The sequence below is a fragment of the Paenibacillus sp. FSL R5-0623 genome (genome assembly GCF_037974265.1).
Classification (GTDB): Bacteria; Bacillota; Bacilli; order Paenibacillales; family Paenibacillaceae; genus Paenibacillus.
The window spans coordinates 2,059,967-2,074,661 of sequence record NZ_CP150233.1 but is presented as its reverse complement, the minus strand read 5'-3'; the positions used below and the strand labels follow the sequence as shown (position 1 = coordinate 2,074,661).

General features: G+C 46.7%; 15 protein-coding genes. 1 reads left to right on the top strand and 14 read right to left on the bottom strand.

The features are described from left to right. Positions 1-8: 8 nt before the first annotated feature. Positions 9-164 (bottom strand): hypothetical protein, encoded by a 156-nt coding sequence (locus tag MKY92_RS09600; RefSeq protein ID WP_339300395.1) that lies wholly within the window; start codon positions 162-164, stop codon positions 9-11. Between the two features lie 404 nt (positions 165-568). Beyond that, entirely contained in the window at positions 569-1,036 is a 468-nt protein-coding gene (nrdR, locus tag MKY92_RS09595) for a transcriptional regulator NrdR (RefSeq protein ID WP_036609807.1), read from the bottom strand. Between the two features lie 115 nt (positions 1,037-1,151). On the opposite strand from nrdR, the gene MKY92_RS09590 reads away from it, so the two are divergent. After that, a complete protein-coding gene (locus MKY92_RS09590) occupies positions 1,152-1,373 on the top strand; it encodes an alpha/beta-type small acid-soluble spore protein (RefSeq protein WP_017689472.1) in 222 nt (73 codons plus the stop codon). Between the two features lie 82 nt (positions 1,374-1,455). Here the strand turns inward: MKY92_RS09590 and MKY92_RS09585 are convergent, their stop codons facing one another. The 12 genes from MKY92_RS09585 to MKY92_RS09530 all read right to left on the bottom strand — a co-directional run bounded on the left by MKY92_RS09585 (position 1,456) and on the right by MKY92_RS09530 (position 14,592). Then, entirely contained in the window at positions 1,456-2,019 is a 564-nt protein-coding gene (locus MKY92_RS09585) for a lytic transglycosylase domain-containing protein (protein WP_339300394.1), read from the bottom strand. After that, positions 2,016-2,612 (bottom strand): dephospho-CoA kinase, encoded by a 597-nt coding sequence (coaE, locus tag MKY92_RS09580; RefSeq protein ID WP_339300392.1) that lies wholly within the window; start codon positions 2,610-2,612, stop codon positions 2,016-2,018. The genes MKY92_RS09585 and coaE overlap by 4 nt, the downstream gene beginning before the upstream one ends. Positions 2,613-2,621: 9 nt before the next feature. Beyond that, positions 2,622-3,437 carry an MntP/YtaF family protein gene (locus MKY92_RS09575; protein ID WP_339301747.1) on the bottom strand — a complete coding sequence of 272 codons (816 nt, stop codon included), beginning with the start codon at positions 3,435-3,437 and terminating at the stop codon, positions 2,622-2,624. Positions 3,438-3,537: 100 nt separating this feature from the next. Next, the gene (mutM, locus tag MKY92_RS09570; RefSeq protein WP_036669994.1) at positions 3,538-4,365 is read right to left on the bottom strand and encodes a DNA-formamidopyrimidine glycosylase; all 828 of its coding nucleotides are present in this window, start codon (positions 4,363-4,365) and stop codon (positions 3,538-3,540) included. A gap of 118 nt (positions 4,366-4,483) precedes the next feature. Beyond that, positions 4,484-7,138, bottom strand: coding sequence for a DNA polymerase I (gene polA / locus MKY92_RS09565; RefSeq protein ID WP_339300390.1), 2,655 nt, complete (start codon positions 7,136-7,138; stop codon positions 4,484-4,486). Positions 7,139-7,374: 236 nt separating this feature from the next. Continuing rightward, a complete protein-coding gene (phoU, locus tag MKY92_RS09560) occupies positions 7,375-8,034 on the bottom strand; it encodes a phosphate signaling complex protein PhoU (protein ID WP_339300388.1) in 660 nt (219 codons plus the stop codon). A 63-nt stretch (positions 8,035-8,097) separates the two neighbouring features. Continuing rightward, a complete protein-coding gene (pstB, locus tag MKY92_RS09555; protein ID WP_036609821.1) occupies positions 8,098-8,853 on the bottom strand; it encodes a phosphate ABC transporter ATP-binding protein PstB in 756 nt (251 codons plus the stop codon). A 227-nt stretch (positions 8,854-9,080) separates the two neighbouring features. Further along, positions 9,081-10,262, bottom strand: a complete 1,182-nt coding sequence (locus MKY92_RS09550; RefSeq protein WP_339300387.1) for a methyl-accepting chemotaxis protein — start codon at positions 10,260-10,262, stop codon at positions 9,081-9,083. A 152-nt stretch (positions 10,263-10,414) separates the two neighbouring features. Continuing rightward, the gene (locus MKY92_RS09545) at positions 10,415-11,143 is read right to left on the bottom strand and encodes a response regulator transcription factor (RefSeq protein ID WP_036609823.1); all 729 of its coding nucleotides are present in this window, start codon (positions 11,141-11,143) and stop codon (positions 10,415-10,417) included. Between the two features lie 116 nt (positions 11,144-11,259). Beyond that, the gene (locus MKY92_RS09540; RefSeq protein WP_339300385.1) at positions 11,260-13,080 is read right to left on the bottom strand and encodes an ATP-binding protein; all 1,821 of its coding nucleotides are present in this window, start codon (positions 13,078-13,080) and stop codon (positions 11,260-11,262) included. 43 nt (positions 13,081-13,123) lie between these two features. Next, the gene (locus MKY92_RS09535) at positions 13,124-13,471 is read right to left on the bottom strand and encodes a cupin domain-containing protein (RefSeq protein ID WP_339300383.1); all 348 of its coding nucleotides are present in this window, start codon (positions 13,469-13,471) and stop codon (positions 13,124-13,126) included. Between the two features lie 251 nt (positions 13,472-13,722). Next, positions 13,723-14,592, bottom strand: coding sequence for an SDR family oxidoreductase (locus MKY92_RS09530; protein ID WP_339300382.1), 870 nt, complete (start codon positions 14,590-14,592; stop codon positions 13,723-13,725). Positions 14,593-14,695 lie beyond the last annotated feature (103 nt).

Here is a 14,695-nt window from a genome sequence, read left to right as displayed (position 1 = left end):
CTTTTTGTTTACTTAAATATGTAATGATTCCTATTTCCAAATATAATTGCCACTCTCTTATCTACCTCATCAATATCTACGTTATATTCCTTCTTCGTTTCTCTAATTCGTGTAGCCAAATCTTTCAATCCTTTTCCTACTTCTTCTGGTGTACTTGTTTTCATTTTTAAATTCTCCTCTTTGTTGAACATTACAATACATGTAATAAATTGGAGTTATGTAACCTTCGATTAAACAAGGGAGACGAAATTTCGTCCTCCAAGATGAGTCAAATATGACGCTCCTTTAACTTCTTCCCTCTCTTCAATCTTCGCAATTCCGTCAGCTCTTTCTTAATTTGGATTACACGTTCAAGAGATGTGGTTCGATCAACGGATTCGGCAATCAATTTATTGCATCTGATATCCAGCTCATTCAGAGGTTTACTTATTTTTCTTGGCTTTATCTTAGGTTGAGTTGGACTCTTCTTGGATCTACATTGCACCAAAGTGCTTGGAGAAGAACAACCGATTTCTCTGGTACACACGGACTGGAACTCCAGACTGCTCTTCTCCCTTTTCCCACTTCACTAATCCTCCAGATCGTCTTTGGACAACAGGGATTTCAGTTCTTTCATGAACATATTGATATCTTTGAACTGGCGATATACCGAGGCAAAGCGTACATAAGCCACTTCATCGACTGGAAACAGCTGCTCCATTAACAGCTCACCAATCTGGCGACTCTCCACTTCAGCATCAGCTGTATTACGCAGCGATTTCTCCACTTCAGATACCATCATCTCCAGCGTCTCAACGGAGACTGGACGTTTCTCACAGGCACGAATAAGCCCGCGGAGAATTTTGTCCCGGCTAAACTCTTCCCGGCTGCCATCTTTCTTAATGACAATCAGTGGAGTCTCTTCAATCATCTCAAACGTTGTGAATCTTCGGGCACACTGCTCACACTCCCGCCGACGGCGAATGGATTTCGCTTCGTTGGCCGGACGCGAATCAAGCACTTTGGTACCCATATAACCGCAATAAGGACACTTCAAATCAGATCACTTCCCACGTTTTACTTTTACCACATATTCCCTGTCTTGATTTTGTAATGAAAAATGCATTGCCGAGACATAATACTTTTACCAACTCACGAGGAGGTGAACAGCAATGGCACAAAGCAACGGTAACTCCAACAACCTGGTGGTAACTAAAGCTTCCGCAGCACTCGAGCAAATGAAATATGAAGTTGCTCAAGAACTCGGAATCAGCATCCCACAAGACGGATACCAAGGTAACATGACTTCTTACGAGAACGGTTCGATCGGTGGATACATCACGAAGCGTCTGGTAACAATTGCAGAACAGCAATTGGCAGGTCAATACCAATAATATCTGCATCGTAATACGCTACACAGAGGAGCATGGAGCGGCCGGTGAACAACCGGCCTGCTCTGTGCTTCTACTTATATACTTAGAACGTATTATAGATCTTTACATACTGATTATAATAGTAAATGACTCTTTGTACATAGTGACGCGTCTCACCAAACGGAATATCTTTCACCGTTTCGAACGAGCCATCCCATACACCATCTCTAAGCCAACTGTTCACTTTGCCTGGACCCGCATTATAGGCAGCGATCATGACCGCTTCATTGCCATCGAATTGATCGGACAGATTCCGCAGATACCATGTACCTAACTGAATATTTCGTTCAGGCTCGTGCTTTAATTCCTCCAGCGAAGTGTCGGGAATTTTGGCTTGTTCCAGTATCCAGTTGGCCGTATCCGGCATCAGTTGCATGAGCCCGATAGCTCCTCGTTTGGATTCCTTGCTTGTCTTGAAATTGGTCTCCACCTTAATAATGGAAGCAATTAGAAACGGATCAACCTCATAGCTCTGAGATTGGGCACGGATCTCTTCCTTATAATGTATGGGATAGAACCATGCCATCCAGTTCGTATTCAGAAATAACACCAGTACAAAGGACACAAACATCAACAGCAGTACACGTTTCTTACGCAATATTTTCATAACAAACCCTTACGCTGTAGATATGAGTCAATTTGCTGCTCCGTCGCAGGCCATAAACCACTGTTATCGATGACAATGTCTGCCAGCTGTTTTTTGCGCTCAATATCCATCTGTACATCCATTCGAGCCTCGGCCTGTGCTGCAGTCATTCCATCCCGACTCATCAAGCGATCTCGTTGCACCGCTCTCGGGACATAGACAACCATGACTTCCTCGAAACCATCTTCAAGACCCGATTCGTACAACAAAGGAATATCAGACACCACAAGTTTATCCGGATATTGCAATTCGTATGCAGCAGCCCGTTCGCGCATCTCTCTTCGGATTGCCGGATGTGTGATAGCCTCCAGTGCCTTTCGTTCCTCGGGTTGTTCAAAAACAATACTTCCAAGCTTTTTCCGATCCAGTGTTCCATCTTCGTTCAGTATGGCTTGTCCAAACCGCTTAACAGCGGCGGCCAACACGGGATGCCCGGGCATCATAACTTCCCGGGCAATAACGTCTGCATCGATGAGCAACGCTCCCTTACTGGCGAGATAGGCGGAAACACTGCTTTTGCCTGTCGCGATCCCGCCGGTTAAGCCTATATTCATCGTTTCACCTCATAACAACTTCATTATTCCCATAATCATTAACAATAGCGCTGGCAATACAGACAGTCTTCGCATCCAGCGCAGAGCTGAGAATCGTAGGCCAACCTTCATGCCGAGTGACAGAAACGCCCCACTAAACAGTGCAATAATGAGTGCTGTCCATAGTGTAGGGAATCCCAGAAGTGCCGCTCCCAAACCTGCTCCAAACGCATCCAGAGACAGGGCAATACCAAGCCACATCGCTTCTTGGGCAGATATACTCCCCGAGTTATCCATATCCGCCTTGGAGGGACTGCGAAGAATCTGAATGACAACGCCCAGCTTGCGCAGCTCCAGTGTAAATACCATTCGTTCCAGTGATCCATTTGAAGCCGACTGCTCCAGATCCAGTGCGAGCACCTGATTTCTGCCCTTTGAATCCGACAGTCTCTCTTGTGTTTCTCCCACTCCAGTTACCTTTGCTTCTGTTCCCTCACCCATTCCAGTGTCTGTTTCCAGCTGTTCTTTGCCTTGCTTTCGAATTAGTTGCAACAGTGACCATGCACCAATACCTATCAATATAACGGCTCCCACGATCGAAGCGATATCCGGTGACACCACATGGGACAACAACACACCTACTTGCATCGACAAGGCAATAACCAATCCTGAACAGATCGAAATAACAGCGATAGATAACAGGGGAATCTTAGTCCTCCGTAACCCATATGTAATCCCGACTCCAAAACCATCTAAACTAAGCGCCAAAGCAAGCGCCAGCAATGAAACAAAATGATGCAGCACCCCGGACTCCTCCTCTGTGCGGTACTCGTGCCAACTGAAGATGCCAGTATGGGTATACGCCCGCTTATTTCTGCCATATCAGTATATGGAGGGAGGAATCCAAGGGTGCTATGATTTCATCATTTCGTTCATTCAGTTCATGTTACAACAGCTGACAGTTTGGACAAAAATGCGTGCCACGGCCACCAACCACCGTTTTTTCAATTAACGTACCACAAGTTGTACAAGGTTCTGATTTGCGTCCATAGATTTTCAGTTGATGCTGGAACATCCCCATCTCACCCTGTCCATTCACATAGGACTTGATGGAAGATCCACCTGCATTCACTGCATCTTGCAACGTAGCCACAATCGCTTCATGGAGCACCGTTAACTGAGCTTCGGTCAGTGTCTTAGCGATGGTCTCGGGATGGATACCTGCGCGAAATAGAGCCTCGTCCACATAAATATTCCCGATACCAACCACATATGCCTGATTTAAAAGTACAGCCTTGATTTTGGTTGTGCGCTTGCCAACCGCCTCGCGGAATGCAGTTACCGTAAAGGCTGGATCAAGCGGCTCCAGTCCCAGCTTCAGCAAAGGTTTGGACACCAGTTCTTCACCTGCATTAAACAGATGCATCGTACCGAACTGACGCACATCCTTATAACGCAATTCCGTACCATCATTAAAATGGAAGATCACATGTGTATGTTTCTCCACATCTTCATGCTGCTCGTACACACCGTACCTTCCTTCCATCCGCAGATGGGAGACAAGCACCAGCCCGTCCAGCAAAATACGCAAAAACTTGCCTCGGCGCTCCACCCCAATGACGGTATGTCCCGCGAGTTCCATTGCAAATGCATCTATGTCGTCCGGCCGCTGAATAATCCGCGGCAAGCTAACGGTAACATGATCAATCGTTTTGCCCACAATAAGTTGATTCAATGTTCTTCTGACTGTTTCAACTTCCGGTAATTCCGGCATGATGTTCTCACCTCCCCTATATTATAACGGAAGATGGCGTTCAGCGGGACCCTTTTCTTATATCTCGGACATGGAAGGGCCTATTGTAAAATACCGGAAAAACCGCGTAGCGCTTGAATTATTTCGCTTCGTACCAGTTATCACCAAAGCTGACTTCAGCTTTCAGCGGAACCGACAGTTCCAATGCTTTTTCCATAACTGAAGGCACTAACTCTTTCATCAGTTCCAATTCATCCGCAGGCACTTCAAATACAAGTTCATCGTGCACCTGAAGCAACATACGGCTCTTCAGCTTGCGTTCCCGCAGCGCTTCATCCATCTGTACCATGGCCAGCTTGATGATATCTGCCGCTGTTCCCTGAATCGGTGTATTCATCGCCGTACGCTCTGCGAAGGAACGCAGATTGAAGTTACTGGCATTAATCTCTGGCAGGTAGCGACGACGTTCCAACAGCGTTTTGACGTAACCATCCTGGCGAGCTTCCTTCACAATGTCATCCATATATCGACGCACACCCTGGAAGACTTCAAAATACTGATCAATAAACTGTGCGGCCTCTTTACGTGTAATATGCAGGTTCTGTGATAAGCCATAATCACTTATGCCATACACGATACCAAAGTTAACTGCCTTGGCGGAACGACGCATATCCCCATCCACATCCTCAGGCTTCACGCCGAATACATCCGAAGCGGTCTTTGTATGAATATCCATATCATTGACAAATGCTTCCTTCAAGCGCTCATCGTCCGAAATGTGTGCCAGTACACGCAGTTCAATCTGGGAATAGTCTGCCGCCAAAATGGACCATCCGGGTTCGGAAGGAACAAATACCTTCCGGATTTTGCGACCTTCTTCCATCCGAATCGGAATGTTCTGCAAGTTCGGGAATTGACTGCTAAGTCGTCCGGTAGCGGCGATGGTCTGACGATAATACGTATGCACCTTGCCATCCCGATTGGATATCTCTTTGAGTAACCCTTCCACATAAGTGGATTGCAGCTTGGCAAGCTGACGATATTGCAGAATATGCTTGACCACATCATTATAAGGAGCCAATTTCTCCAATACTTCCGCATCTGTAGAGTAGCCCGTTTTTGTTTTCTTCACCACGGGCAAGCCCAATCTATCAAATAAAATCTCACCCAGTTGCTTCGGTGAATTCAGATTAAATTCCGTTCCTGACAGCTTGTAGATCTCAGCCATCAACCTGCTGATCTGTTCTTCAAACTCACTGCCCAAAGCCTGTAGATCGGCTGTATTGGCCTTGATGCCCTGTTTCTCCATGTCCGCCAATATGCGTGACAACGGCATCTCCAGTTCATGGAACAGCGAATTCATCTCATCCGTGTCCAACACCTGCTCCTGAAGTGGAATAATGGCTGCTACTGCAGCAGCTTTGCGACACAGGAAATCACCCAAGACTTCCACTTCCGGCACCTTGTACTTGGCCCCTTTGCCCATAACCGTGTCATCCTCCACAAGCGACGGCAGACCATACTTGGTCGTGAGCCCACTAATCGTCTGGTTGGATTCTGTTGGATCAAGCAAATACGCCGCCAGTTGTACATCAAATGACGCACCAGCGAATTCTATCCCATGCGCATGCAGGGCCAGGTCTACACGATGAAGATCATAACCGCGCTTTGGCTGGTCTGAATTACCAAGCCATGCCCGCACTGGAGCCGCTGCCTCGGAATGAAGCAATTCGGGAGATATGAACGTATATGTTCCAGCGGAACCTAGAGCTAGTCCAATCAATTTCGCTTGGTGCGGGTTATCCCCATGTGTCTCCACGTGGAGGACATCAATGGAATCGAGGGAACTGAACAGCTCACTGATGTTCTCCTCTGTTGCAATGGAGGATTCAACTTCGGCAGCAGGAACCGCTTCCTGTTCAGAACCAATACTGCCACTGAACGACAGGCGTTCAAGCAGAGATTTGAATTCCAGCTTAGCTAGTGCAGGGCCAGCATGTTCTTCTTTTAATCCAGCGAATTGCATATCCTCCCACGTCTGCTCCAGCGGAACTTCCCGGTGAATCGTCGCCAGTTGTTTGCTCATCCAGGCATCTTCGGCGTGTGCCTCAATCTTCTCTTTCATCTTGCCCTTCAGTTCACCTGTACCGTTCAGCACATCTTCTACCGATCCGAACTGGTGCAGCAGTTTCAACGCTGTCTTCTCTCCAACCCCGGGAATACCCGGAATATTATCGGACGCATCGCCCATCAGACCCTTGAGATCAATGATTTGCAGCGGCGTCAGACCATAACGCTCCTTAATCTGAGCAGGATCGTACAGCTCAATATCGGTTACCCCTTTACGCGTCAGCCCGATATGTACATGTTCGGAAGCAAGCTGCAGCATATCTTTGTCACCCGATACAACAAGCACCTGTCTGCCCGCTTCATCTGCGCGTTTGGTTAACGTTCCGATGATGTCATCCGCTTCGAATCCAGCGAGCTCAAACTGAGCAATGCCAAGCCCTTTCAGCAGTTCTTTGAGCAAAGGGAATTGCTCTGACAACTCTGGTGGTGTTTTCTCCCGTCCACCCTTGTATTCCTGGTACCCTTCGTGGCGGAACGTGATTTTGCCTGCATCAAATGCAACCATGACATGTGTAGGTTTATGTTCTTCAAGCAGTCTCAGCAGCATCGTGGTGAAGCCATATACCGCATTGGTATGCAGACCTTTCGAGTTGGTCAGAGGCGGCATTGCAAAAAACGCCCTGTAAATAATGCTATTTCCATCTATGAGAATAAACTTGTCCATTCCAGCACCTCGCGTATTATATGGTCAACCTCTTCAAATTACATCTACTCTCATGATACCATACCCACCTGTCACATCAAAAAGAATAGCCTCTTTTCACTTCATTTTTAATTGCAAAAAAAAGAACCTTCTCCGCAGACAGCTGTACGCAGCCTATCTGAGAGAAAGTCCTTTTCCATTCATATGATTGCATTACTTAATCAGTACTGATTCCCCAATTCCAAAGCAATGCTCTTCTATTGATTCAGATCCGGACGTTTACCTGTCACCAGGTACACCGTGCTCTCACCAATGTTGGTTGCATGGTCGCCAATACGTTCAATGTAACGTCCAACCATCATCAGCAGCATAGCCTGTGAAGCCTGATTAGGATGGTCTGTCATTAACGTGTAGAGGTCACTGATCATGTGGCTGTACAGTTGATCGACCTGATCGTCTGTCTGAGCCATTTTATAGGCCAGGTCTGTGTTTTCTTTCAGGAAAGATTCGATGGATTCATCAATCATGGATTTCACGATTTCTGCCATTTGCGGGATATCCACCAGCGGTTTAATCAATTTCTGTCCATCCATCCGGAGAGTCACCTTCGCCACGTCGAGCGCAAGATCTCCCATACGCTCCAGATCACTGGAAATTTTGAATGCCACGATAATACGTCTGAGATCCTTCGCCACCGGCTGTTGTGTGATGATCAGTTTGGAGCCAAGTTCCATAATTTTGTCTTCAAGGGCATTCAGATTCGCGTCATTCTTGATGATGACCTGAGCTTTCTCCGCGTTCATCGTTTGTAAACTCTCAATAGCACCATCCAATGCTTCTCCTACATGTTCACCCATTTGTTTGAGCAAGGTACGTAGCTCTTCAAGCTCCTGATCAAATTCTTTTCTGCGAATCATAGATTTCATGTCCTCCTTATCCATCATCTCCGGGTATGCCGGGATCATTCCAATTCAGCTCGCTTAACCGAACCTTCCAGATATATAATCCTCGGTCCGGGAATCTTGCGGTGTGGAGAATAACGTCTCCGTATCAGCTGCCTCCACCACTTCACCATTCAAGAAAAATACCGTGCGTCCAGATACCCGTGCCGCCTGGTGCATATTGTGGGTAACCATAACGATCGTGTACTTGTGATGCAATTCCTTCACCAGTTCTTCAATCTTCAATGTGGAGATCGGGTCGAGTGCAGACGTTGCTTCATCCATCAGCAGAACGTCAGGCTGTACAGCCAGCGCCCGTGCAATACAGAGACGCTGTTGTTGTCCGCCGGACAAACTAAGTGCCGACTTTTTCAATACATCCTTCACTTCATCCCATAGGGCAGCATGGACAAGACTTTGTTCCACCAACTGATCCAGTTCAGCCTTTTGGGTTACCCCGTGCAAGCGCGGTCCATAAGCCACGTTATCGTATATGGATTTTGGAAAAGGGTTCGGTTGTTGGAACACCATGCCAACTCGTTTGCGCAGTGTCTCCACTTCAATCTCATTACTGTAAATGTCAGAGCCATTCAGCATAACCTGTCCTTCCACACGAACACCCGGAATCATGTCATTCATCCGGTTTAACGTGCGAAGCAATGTCGATTTACCACAACCTGACGGCCCGATGAACGCAGTAACGGTTTTTTCCGGCAGATCCATCGATATATTTTTAAGCGCGTGATGCGTATCATAATATAAATTAAGATTTTCAATGTGAATGAGGTCCTTCATGGATGTTCACTTCTCCTTCGCTGCAGGGACACGGAAACTCCCTTTACGTTGAGACCGATACTGATAATCGTTCATCGCTTCTCGGCCATCTTTAATATCCTACCCTTTCATTGTAAAAACAGTATCACTTTCATGTTAACGGAATGTAAAAAAGACATCCTTAACCTTCATGATCTGCTTAATGGATCAATCTGATTCCTGATGCCTGCCTTATTGACTACCTTTTCTTACTCACCATTCACAACCATCTCATCCAGCTTCGTACGAATGTGCTCTGCGACTTCTCCAGCTTTCCCGCCTTCCATGGCGATCTCCTCTGCTATACGAGACAGATCTCTCACTGCACTGTTCAGTTGTCGGAACGTTGCTCCCCCTGCGGTGACATGCGCAGAACTGTCGTCAATCTCCGCTCCGCTTGCCTTAACCAGTTCAACAGTCTGAAGGGTCAATCCACCAATATTCTCTAGCAATGAAGACATGTTCCCCGCAACCTCACGGGTTTGTTTCGCGAGCGCTCGAATCTCGCCTGCAACAATCTGAAAACCTCGTCCATATTCACCGGCATGAGCTGCTTCGATGGAAGCATTCAGGGCGAGGAGACCACTTTGATCTGCCAGGGAGCGAATGGATTGTGCCATTCCTGAGCCTGTTTTGATCGAATTCAGCATGTGATCCGCATGTTGTCCTTGACTCTCCATATGCTGATGTACCCGGTTATAGGAAGCGTCAACGTGCTTCAAACTCTCTTCGCCCTGCTTGGACAATGCCATGATCTCACGGGCCTCATGAACAGTCTGATTAGCAGCATGCACCAGCTTGGTGACCCCATCGTTGATTCTGGATATCTCCTGCCTGCTCTCGGAAACCGTACGTACCCGTTCTGCCGAAGAAGCTTGTTGCAGTCTGCGGGAGAGGGACATCACATCACGTATCGTCAGCACACCGAGCAGTCGATCTTGTTCCGTTACGAGCAGACAATCATAGAAATGCTGTTCATCCCGTCCAAGTGCGATATCAATAATTGTGGTGGCTTCCATATGAACATCTGCTATAACCGGAGATGTATTCACTACTTGTATGACCGGCTTACGGTAGAACAGATCTGCGGCAAAACGGCCATTTAACATCCGATATAACGTCTCTCGCATTAACAATCCAGTAGGTTTCATCTGCTCATCACACAGTACAATACATGGGTGCTCCTGATCTTGATTCATCATCGTCGCAGCTTCTCCACAGGTGGTATGGACCCCCGCGACAGGTACCTGACGATAATAGTCATGCAAATGGATTACAGGTTCTTCAGCAACAACCGGTTCTTCACTCTGCTTCATTTCGGATGTTGTTACTTCTTCATTATGTAAAACAACATGAGGCTGGTCAGGTTTCACTTCGAGCAACATGGGCATAAATGCGCAATCTCCTTTACGTATTAGCTCCGTCTTGAGATAGATTATGTAGGTATAAAGTATCACCCAGATAAGTCCATGCTACTCCCTCTACGTAAAGGAAAATCTTCCTTTATGTTAAATGAACGTAAAATAAAACTCCCCGATCATTGCTAACTTGAATGATGGGGAGTTTTTCTTTTGACAACCAATTTATAACCTACACCACGAATCGAATCAATGTGAACCGATTCCGGGTCCAGCTCCAGCTTTTTACGTAATGAGCTGACGTGAACATCCACGGTTCGTTGACCTCCGATATAATCGAAGCCCCACACAGCGTTCATCAGATCATCCCTTGTCAGTACCACACCCGGCTTTTTGGCCAAATATAGAAGTACTTCGAACTCTTTTGGACGCAGACTGATGGATTGTCCACCCAATGTCACTTCATATTTCAGAGGATAAATCTCCAGCTCTCCCAGAATAATTCGTGAGCCATCCTTGTCCTCAAGCTGTGGTAAATCTTCACCATTGGAATAACGTCTTAATACCGCATCCACTCGGGCTAATAGCTCAGACACACCAAACGGTTTGGTAATATAATCATCGGCACCTGATTTCAGTCCCTGTACAACCTCGGCTTCACCGTTCTTGGCCGTCAGAATGATAACAGGTGTACTAACACCCTGTATTCTTAACTTGCTCAGAATGTCCAGACCATTCATGCCCGGAAGCATCAAATCCAGCAAAATGAGATCAAATTCTTGGGACAAGGCCCGATCATATCCTGCAGATCCGTGATCCTCTGCCGTAACGTCATAACCTTCCTGTGTCAGGTTATACGTGAGTAATCTTGATAATGTAGGTTCATCTTCAATAACTAGCAAACGCTGTGCCATGATACCCCTTCTCTCTTCATAGGTTGTCTGTTGCCACAACACTTTTTCTATCATAGCACTAATTTGTTAACGCGGTGTAAAACAATACACACTTTTTACATTTTGATACCAAACGCCTACATCTCTTCGTCTTGAATGAATGGAAGGATCACACGGAACGTTGTCCCCATGCCCAGTTCACTCTCTACAGACAATTTGCCATGATGCAGTTCCACCAGATGTTTAACGATGGAAAGCCCAAGGCCTGTGCCTCCTGAATTACGGGATCTGCCTTTATCAACGCGATAGAACCGTTCGAAGATTCGCGGCAAATCTTTTTTCGGTATGCCAATGCCTGTATCTGACACCGCAAAGACCACTTCATCATCGTTATCCATCGTCACCTGTAACTTCACTCGTCCACCATCCGGGGTATAGTTGATACCATTGGATAACAGATTGATGAATATCTGCTTCATCTTGTCCTCATCTGCTTCAATGTACAGTTCCTCCGGAACATGCATTTCCAGACGAATTTGCTTTTTCTCCGCTACCTTGGACAAGGTGCCCAGCACCATTTCGAAGAAAGAGTGTACATGAACAGGTGAGCATTGCAGCGGTGCGCGTTTCGATTCAATTTTGGATAACTCCAGAATATCCCCGATTAATCGGTTAAGTCGATCTCCTTCATCATAGATGATTTTCAGGAATGATCGCTCTGTCTCCTTATCCTGTACCCCGCCACTGAGCAACGTTTCGGCAAACCCTTTGACCGCAGCGACTGGTGTCTTGAGCTCATGAGAGACATTTGCAACAAACTCACTGCGCATGGACTCCAATCGGCGAATCGCCGTCACGTCCTGCAACAGGAACAACATGCCCCGATAACCGCCATCATCTTCAGACATCGGTACTCCATCAATACGGATCAGTTTTTCCTCCGGGTTGAACACACTCACTTCTTCATGCATCCGTTCTTTCAGTGCAACACTCTCTTCGATTGTACGTGTTAATTCGTAGTGTCTTTTCAATTCAGTATAAGGCTTACTCGTAACCTTTCCTGCCTGAATACCAAGCATACGCTCCGCTTCCCGATTGACCAGTGCAATGGATTGCCCTGCGTCGATCATGACAATTCCTCCCGTCATGTTCGCGAGGACACTCTGTAGCAACGCTTCATTGTCACGAATCGTCTTCAGCTGTGACTGCAAGCTGTCTGCCATTCCGTTTATGGCAAGCCCCAGTTGTCCGATCTCATCTCTACGCGTTACATCAACTCTGGCATCGTATTCCAGCTTGGTGATCCGATGGGCCACTTTTGTAATATGCTCAATCGGGGAGGTTAATCCGCGTGCAACCCGATAACTGACAAACGCGACAATTAAGAACAATAGTCCAAGTGCAGCAAACATAATCATCCAACCACGCTGAAGCCCTTGATCCACAGCCTGTAGACTCATGGATAGACGAATGTAGCCATCAAATTTGCCGCTAGGGATTTCAATCATGTCACTTTGATCCGAATTCACAGGTAGTGCTACATACAGCATGTCTTGTCCCAATGTCTCACTGTAGCGTATGGATTGGCCGTACCCATCTCCAACGGCACCCTTAATCTCCTCACGGTCCAAGTGATTATCCATGGATGCCGGATCACTCTCGGAATCCCCAATGACCGTGCCGTCTTTATTGATGAAGGTTACCCGGGAATCCGTCAGACGATCCAGTTCCAACGCCCGATCTGAATAATACTTTCGTGTGGCTTCCGAGGTTGGATCACTTGCATCATGGAATGGAAAAGTTGCTTTGAGCAAATTAATCTCGCGCACCATGGTTTGCTCCAATGCGGCTATATGCGTAGTCTTAAACACTTTGCCCATCGTATATCCAGCCACAATGACGGATACACCGATCAGCACCATCATAATGATGGCAAGGCGAATTCGGAACGGTCTCATCTATCTCTTCCTTTATGATCAGATTAATATCTTATGAATTGCTCTACATTGAATCCAGTTCAATTCGGTCCCCACGGGTACCTGGATTGGAAATTACGAGAAACTCCACTTCCTCGTTGCTCCGATTCATCATCTGATGCGGCATTCCGGGTGCAATCTCTATTCCTTCATGGGTTTCCAGCACAAACGTCTCTCCATTAAGTTCCATACACGCTTCACCGCTGAGGATGAAAAAAAACTGACGGCTTACCGAATGGTAATGTCGTATTTCAGCCGTTCCTGCAGGCATTCGCTCATGAATGATGCTCAATTTATCGTTTTGAACAAGGTGCCAGCCATCGCACTGTGCACCCCATATATAATGTGCTGCATTCTGTTTGCTAATTTTCATATGACTTATCCCTCCGAGTATAATTGCTCGATCTATCATATCACAGATTAGGGAGATTCCAGTCAGCGAGGTTATTCGTACAATATCATATATGTATCAACGCAGATGCAGACTTTTGTAAACAGCTGCTAACCGCATCTTAAACTTGCACATTCCCCTGATATAAAAAAGACGCACCGCTCAGCCATGCTGAAAGCGATACGCCTCTCTATATAATAAATCTTATCCTGAGTCTAAACGTTCTTTACGTATTATCCGTTCACCACTTCTCCGCCATTTACATGCATCACCTGTCCGCTCACATACGAAGAATCATCTGAAGCTAGATATACATAGGCGGGAGCCAGTTCATCCGGTTGTCCTGGCCGCTTCATTGGTTGCGTTGCGCCGAACTCACTTACTTTTTTCTCATCAAATGTGGATGGAATGAGTGGTGTCCAGATCGGCCCTGGTGCAACGGCATTAACACGAATTCCCTTCTCAATCACATTCATCGACAACGAACGAGTGAACGAAGTGATTGCTCCTTTGGTAGACGAATAGTCAAGCAGTGTCGGGCTGCCGCGATAGGCTGTGATGGAGGTTGTATTAATTATCGTACTGCCCTGCTTCAGATGTGGAAGGGCTGCTTGTGTCACATAGAACATGCCGAAGATATTGGTACGGAATGTACGCTCCAGCTGTTCTGGCGTAATATCCTCCAGATTCTGCTGTGGATGCTGTTCTGCTGCGTTATTCACGACAATGTCCAGTTTGCCCAGTTCATTCACTGTCTGTTGAACCGACTTCTTCGCAAAGGCATCATCACCAATGTCACCTGCAATCAAGATGCACTTGCGTCCTTCCTGTTCGACCTGACGCTTCGTTTCCTTGGCATCTTCGTGCTCGCTCAGGTATACAATGGCGACATCCGCGCCTTCCTTGGCATACGTAACAGCAACAGCACGTCCAATTCCGCTGTCACCCCCTGTAATAAGCGCCACCTTACCCGTCAGTTTACCTGCTGCCTTGTATTCAGGCTTCTCAAATTCCGGTCTGGGATGCATCTCTGATTCGATTCCGGGGCGTTGATCCTGGTGCTGTGCTGGCATTGTTTTTTGATTTTGTGGTGTAGTTGACATCTAACATTCTCCTCTCAAAATGTGAACATATTTGGATTACAGAAGACATGGACATAACTGCACACTTCCTTGTCTTTCGTTCTCTGAAAAAAGTCTCATTCTG

Coding starts and splice junctions, on each gene's coding strand:
- MKY92_RS09600 (WP_339300395.1), bottom strand. CDS start 164: ATGAAAACAAGTACACCAGAAGAAGTAGGAAAAGGATTGAAAGATTTG.
- MKY92_RS09590 (WP_017689472.1), top strand. CDS start 1,152: ATGGCACAAAGCAACGGTAACTCCAACAACCTGGTGGTAACTAAAGCT.
- MKY92_RS09585 (WP_339300394.1), bottom strand. CDS start 2,019: ATGAAAATATTGCGTAAGAAACGTGTACTGCTGTTGATGTTTGTGTCC.
- coaE (WP_339300392.1), bottom strand. CDS start 2,612: ATGAATATAGGCTTAACCGGCGGGATCGCGACAGGCAAAAGCAGTGTT.
- mutM (WP_036669994.1), bottom strand. CDS start 4,365: ATGCCGGAATTACCGGAAGTTGAAACAGTCAGAAGAACATTGAATCAA.
- polA (WP_339300390.1), bottom strand. CDS start 7,138: ATGGACAAGTTTATTCTCATAGATGGAAATAGCATTATTTACAGGGCG.
- phoU (WP_339300388.1), bottom strand. CDS start 8,034: ATGATTCGCAGAAAAGAATTTGATCAGGAGCTTGAAGAGCTACGTACC.
- pstB (WP_036609821.1), bottom strand. CDS start 8,853: ATGAAGGACCTCATTCACATTGAAAATCTTAATTTATATTATGATACG.
- MKY92_RS09550 (WP_339300387.1), bottom strand. CDS start 10,262: ATGCCCATGTTGCTCGAAGTGAAACCTGACCAGCCTCATGTTGTTTTA.
- MKY92_RS09545 (WP_036609823.1), bottom strand. CDS start 11,143: ATGGCACAGCGTTTGCTAGTTATTGAAGATGAACCTACATTATCAAGA.
- MKY92_RS09540 (WP_339300385.1), bottom strand. CDS start 13,080: ATGAGACCGTTCCGAATTCGCCTTGCCATCATTATGATGGTGCTGATC.
- MKY92_RS09535 (WP_339300383.1), bottom strand. CDS start 13,471: ATGAAAATTAGCAAACAGAATGCAGCACATTATATATGGGGTGCACAG.
- MKY92_RS09530 (WP_339300382.1), bottom strand. CDS start 14,592: ATGTCAACTACACCACAAAATCAAAAAACAATGCCAGCACAGCACCAG.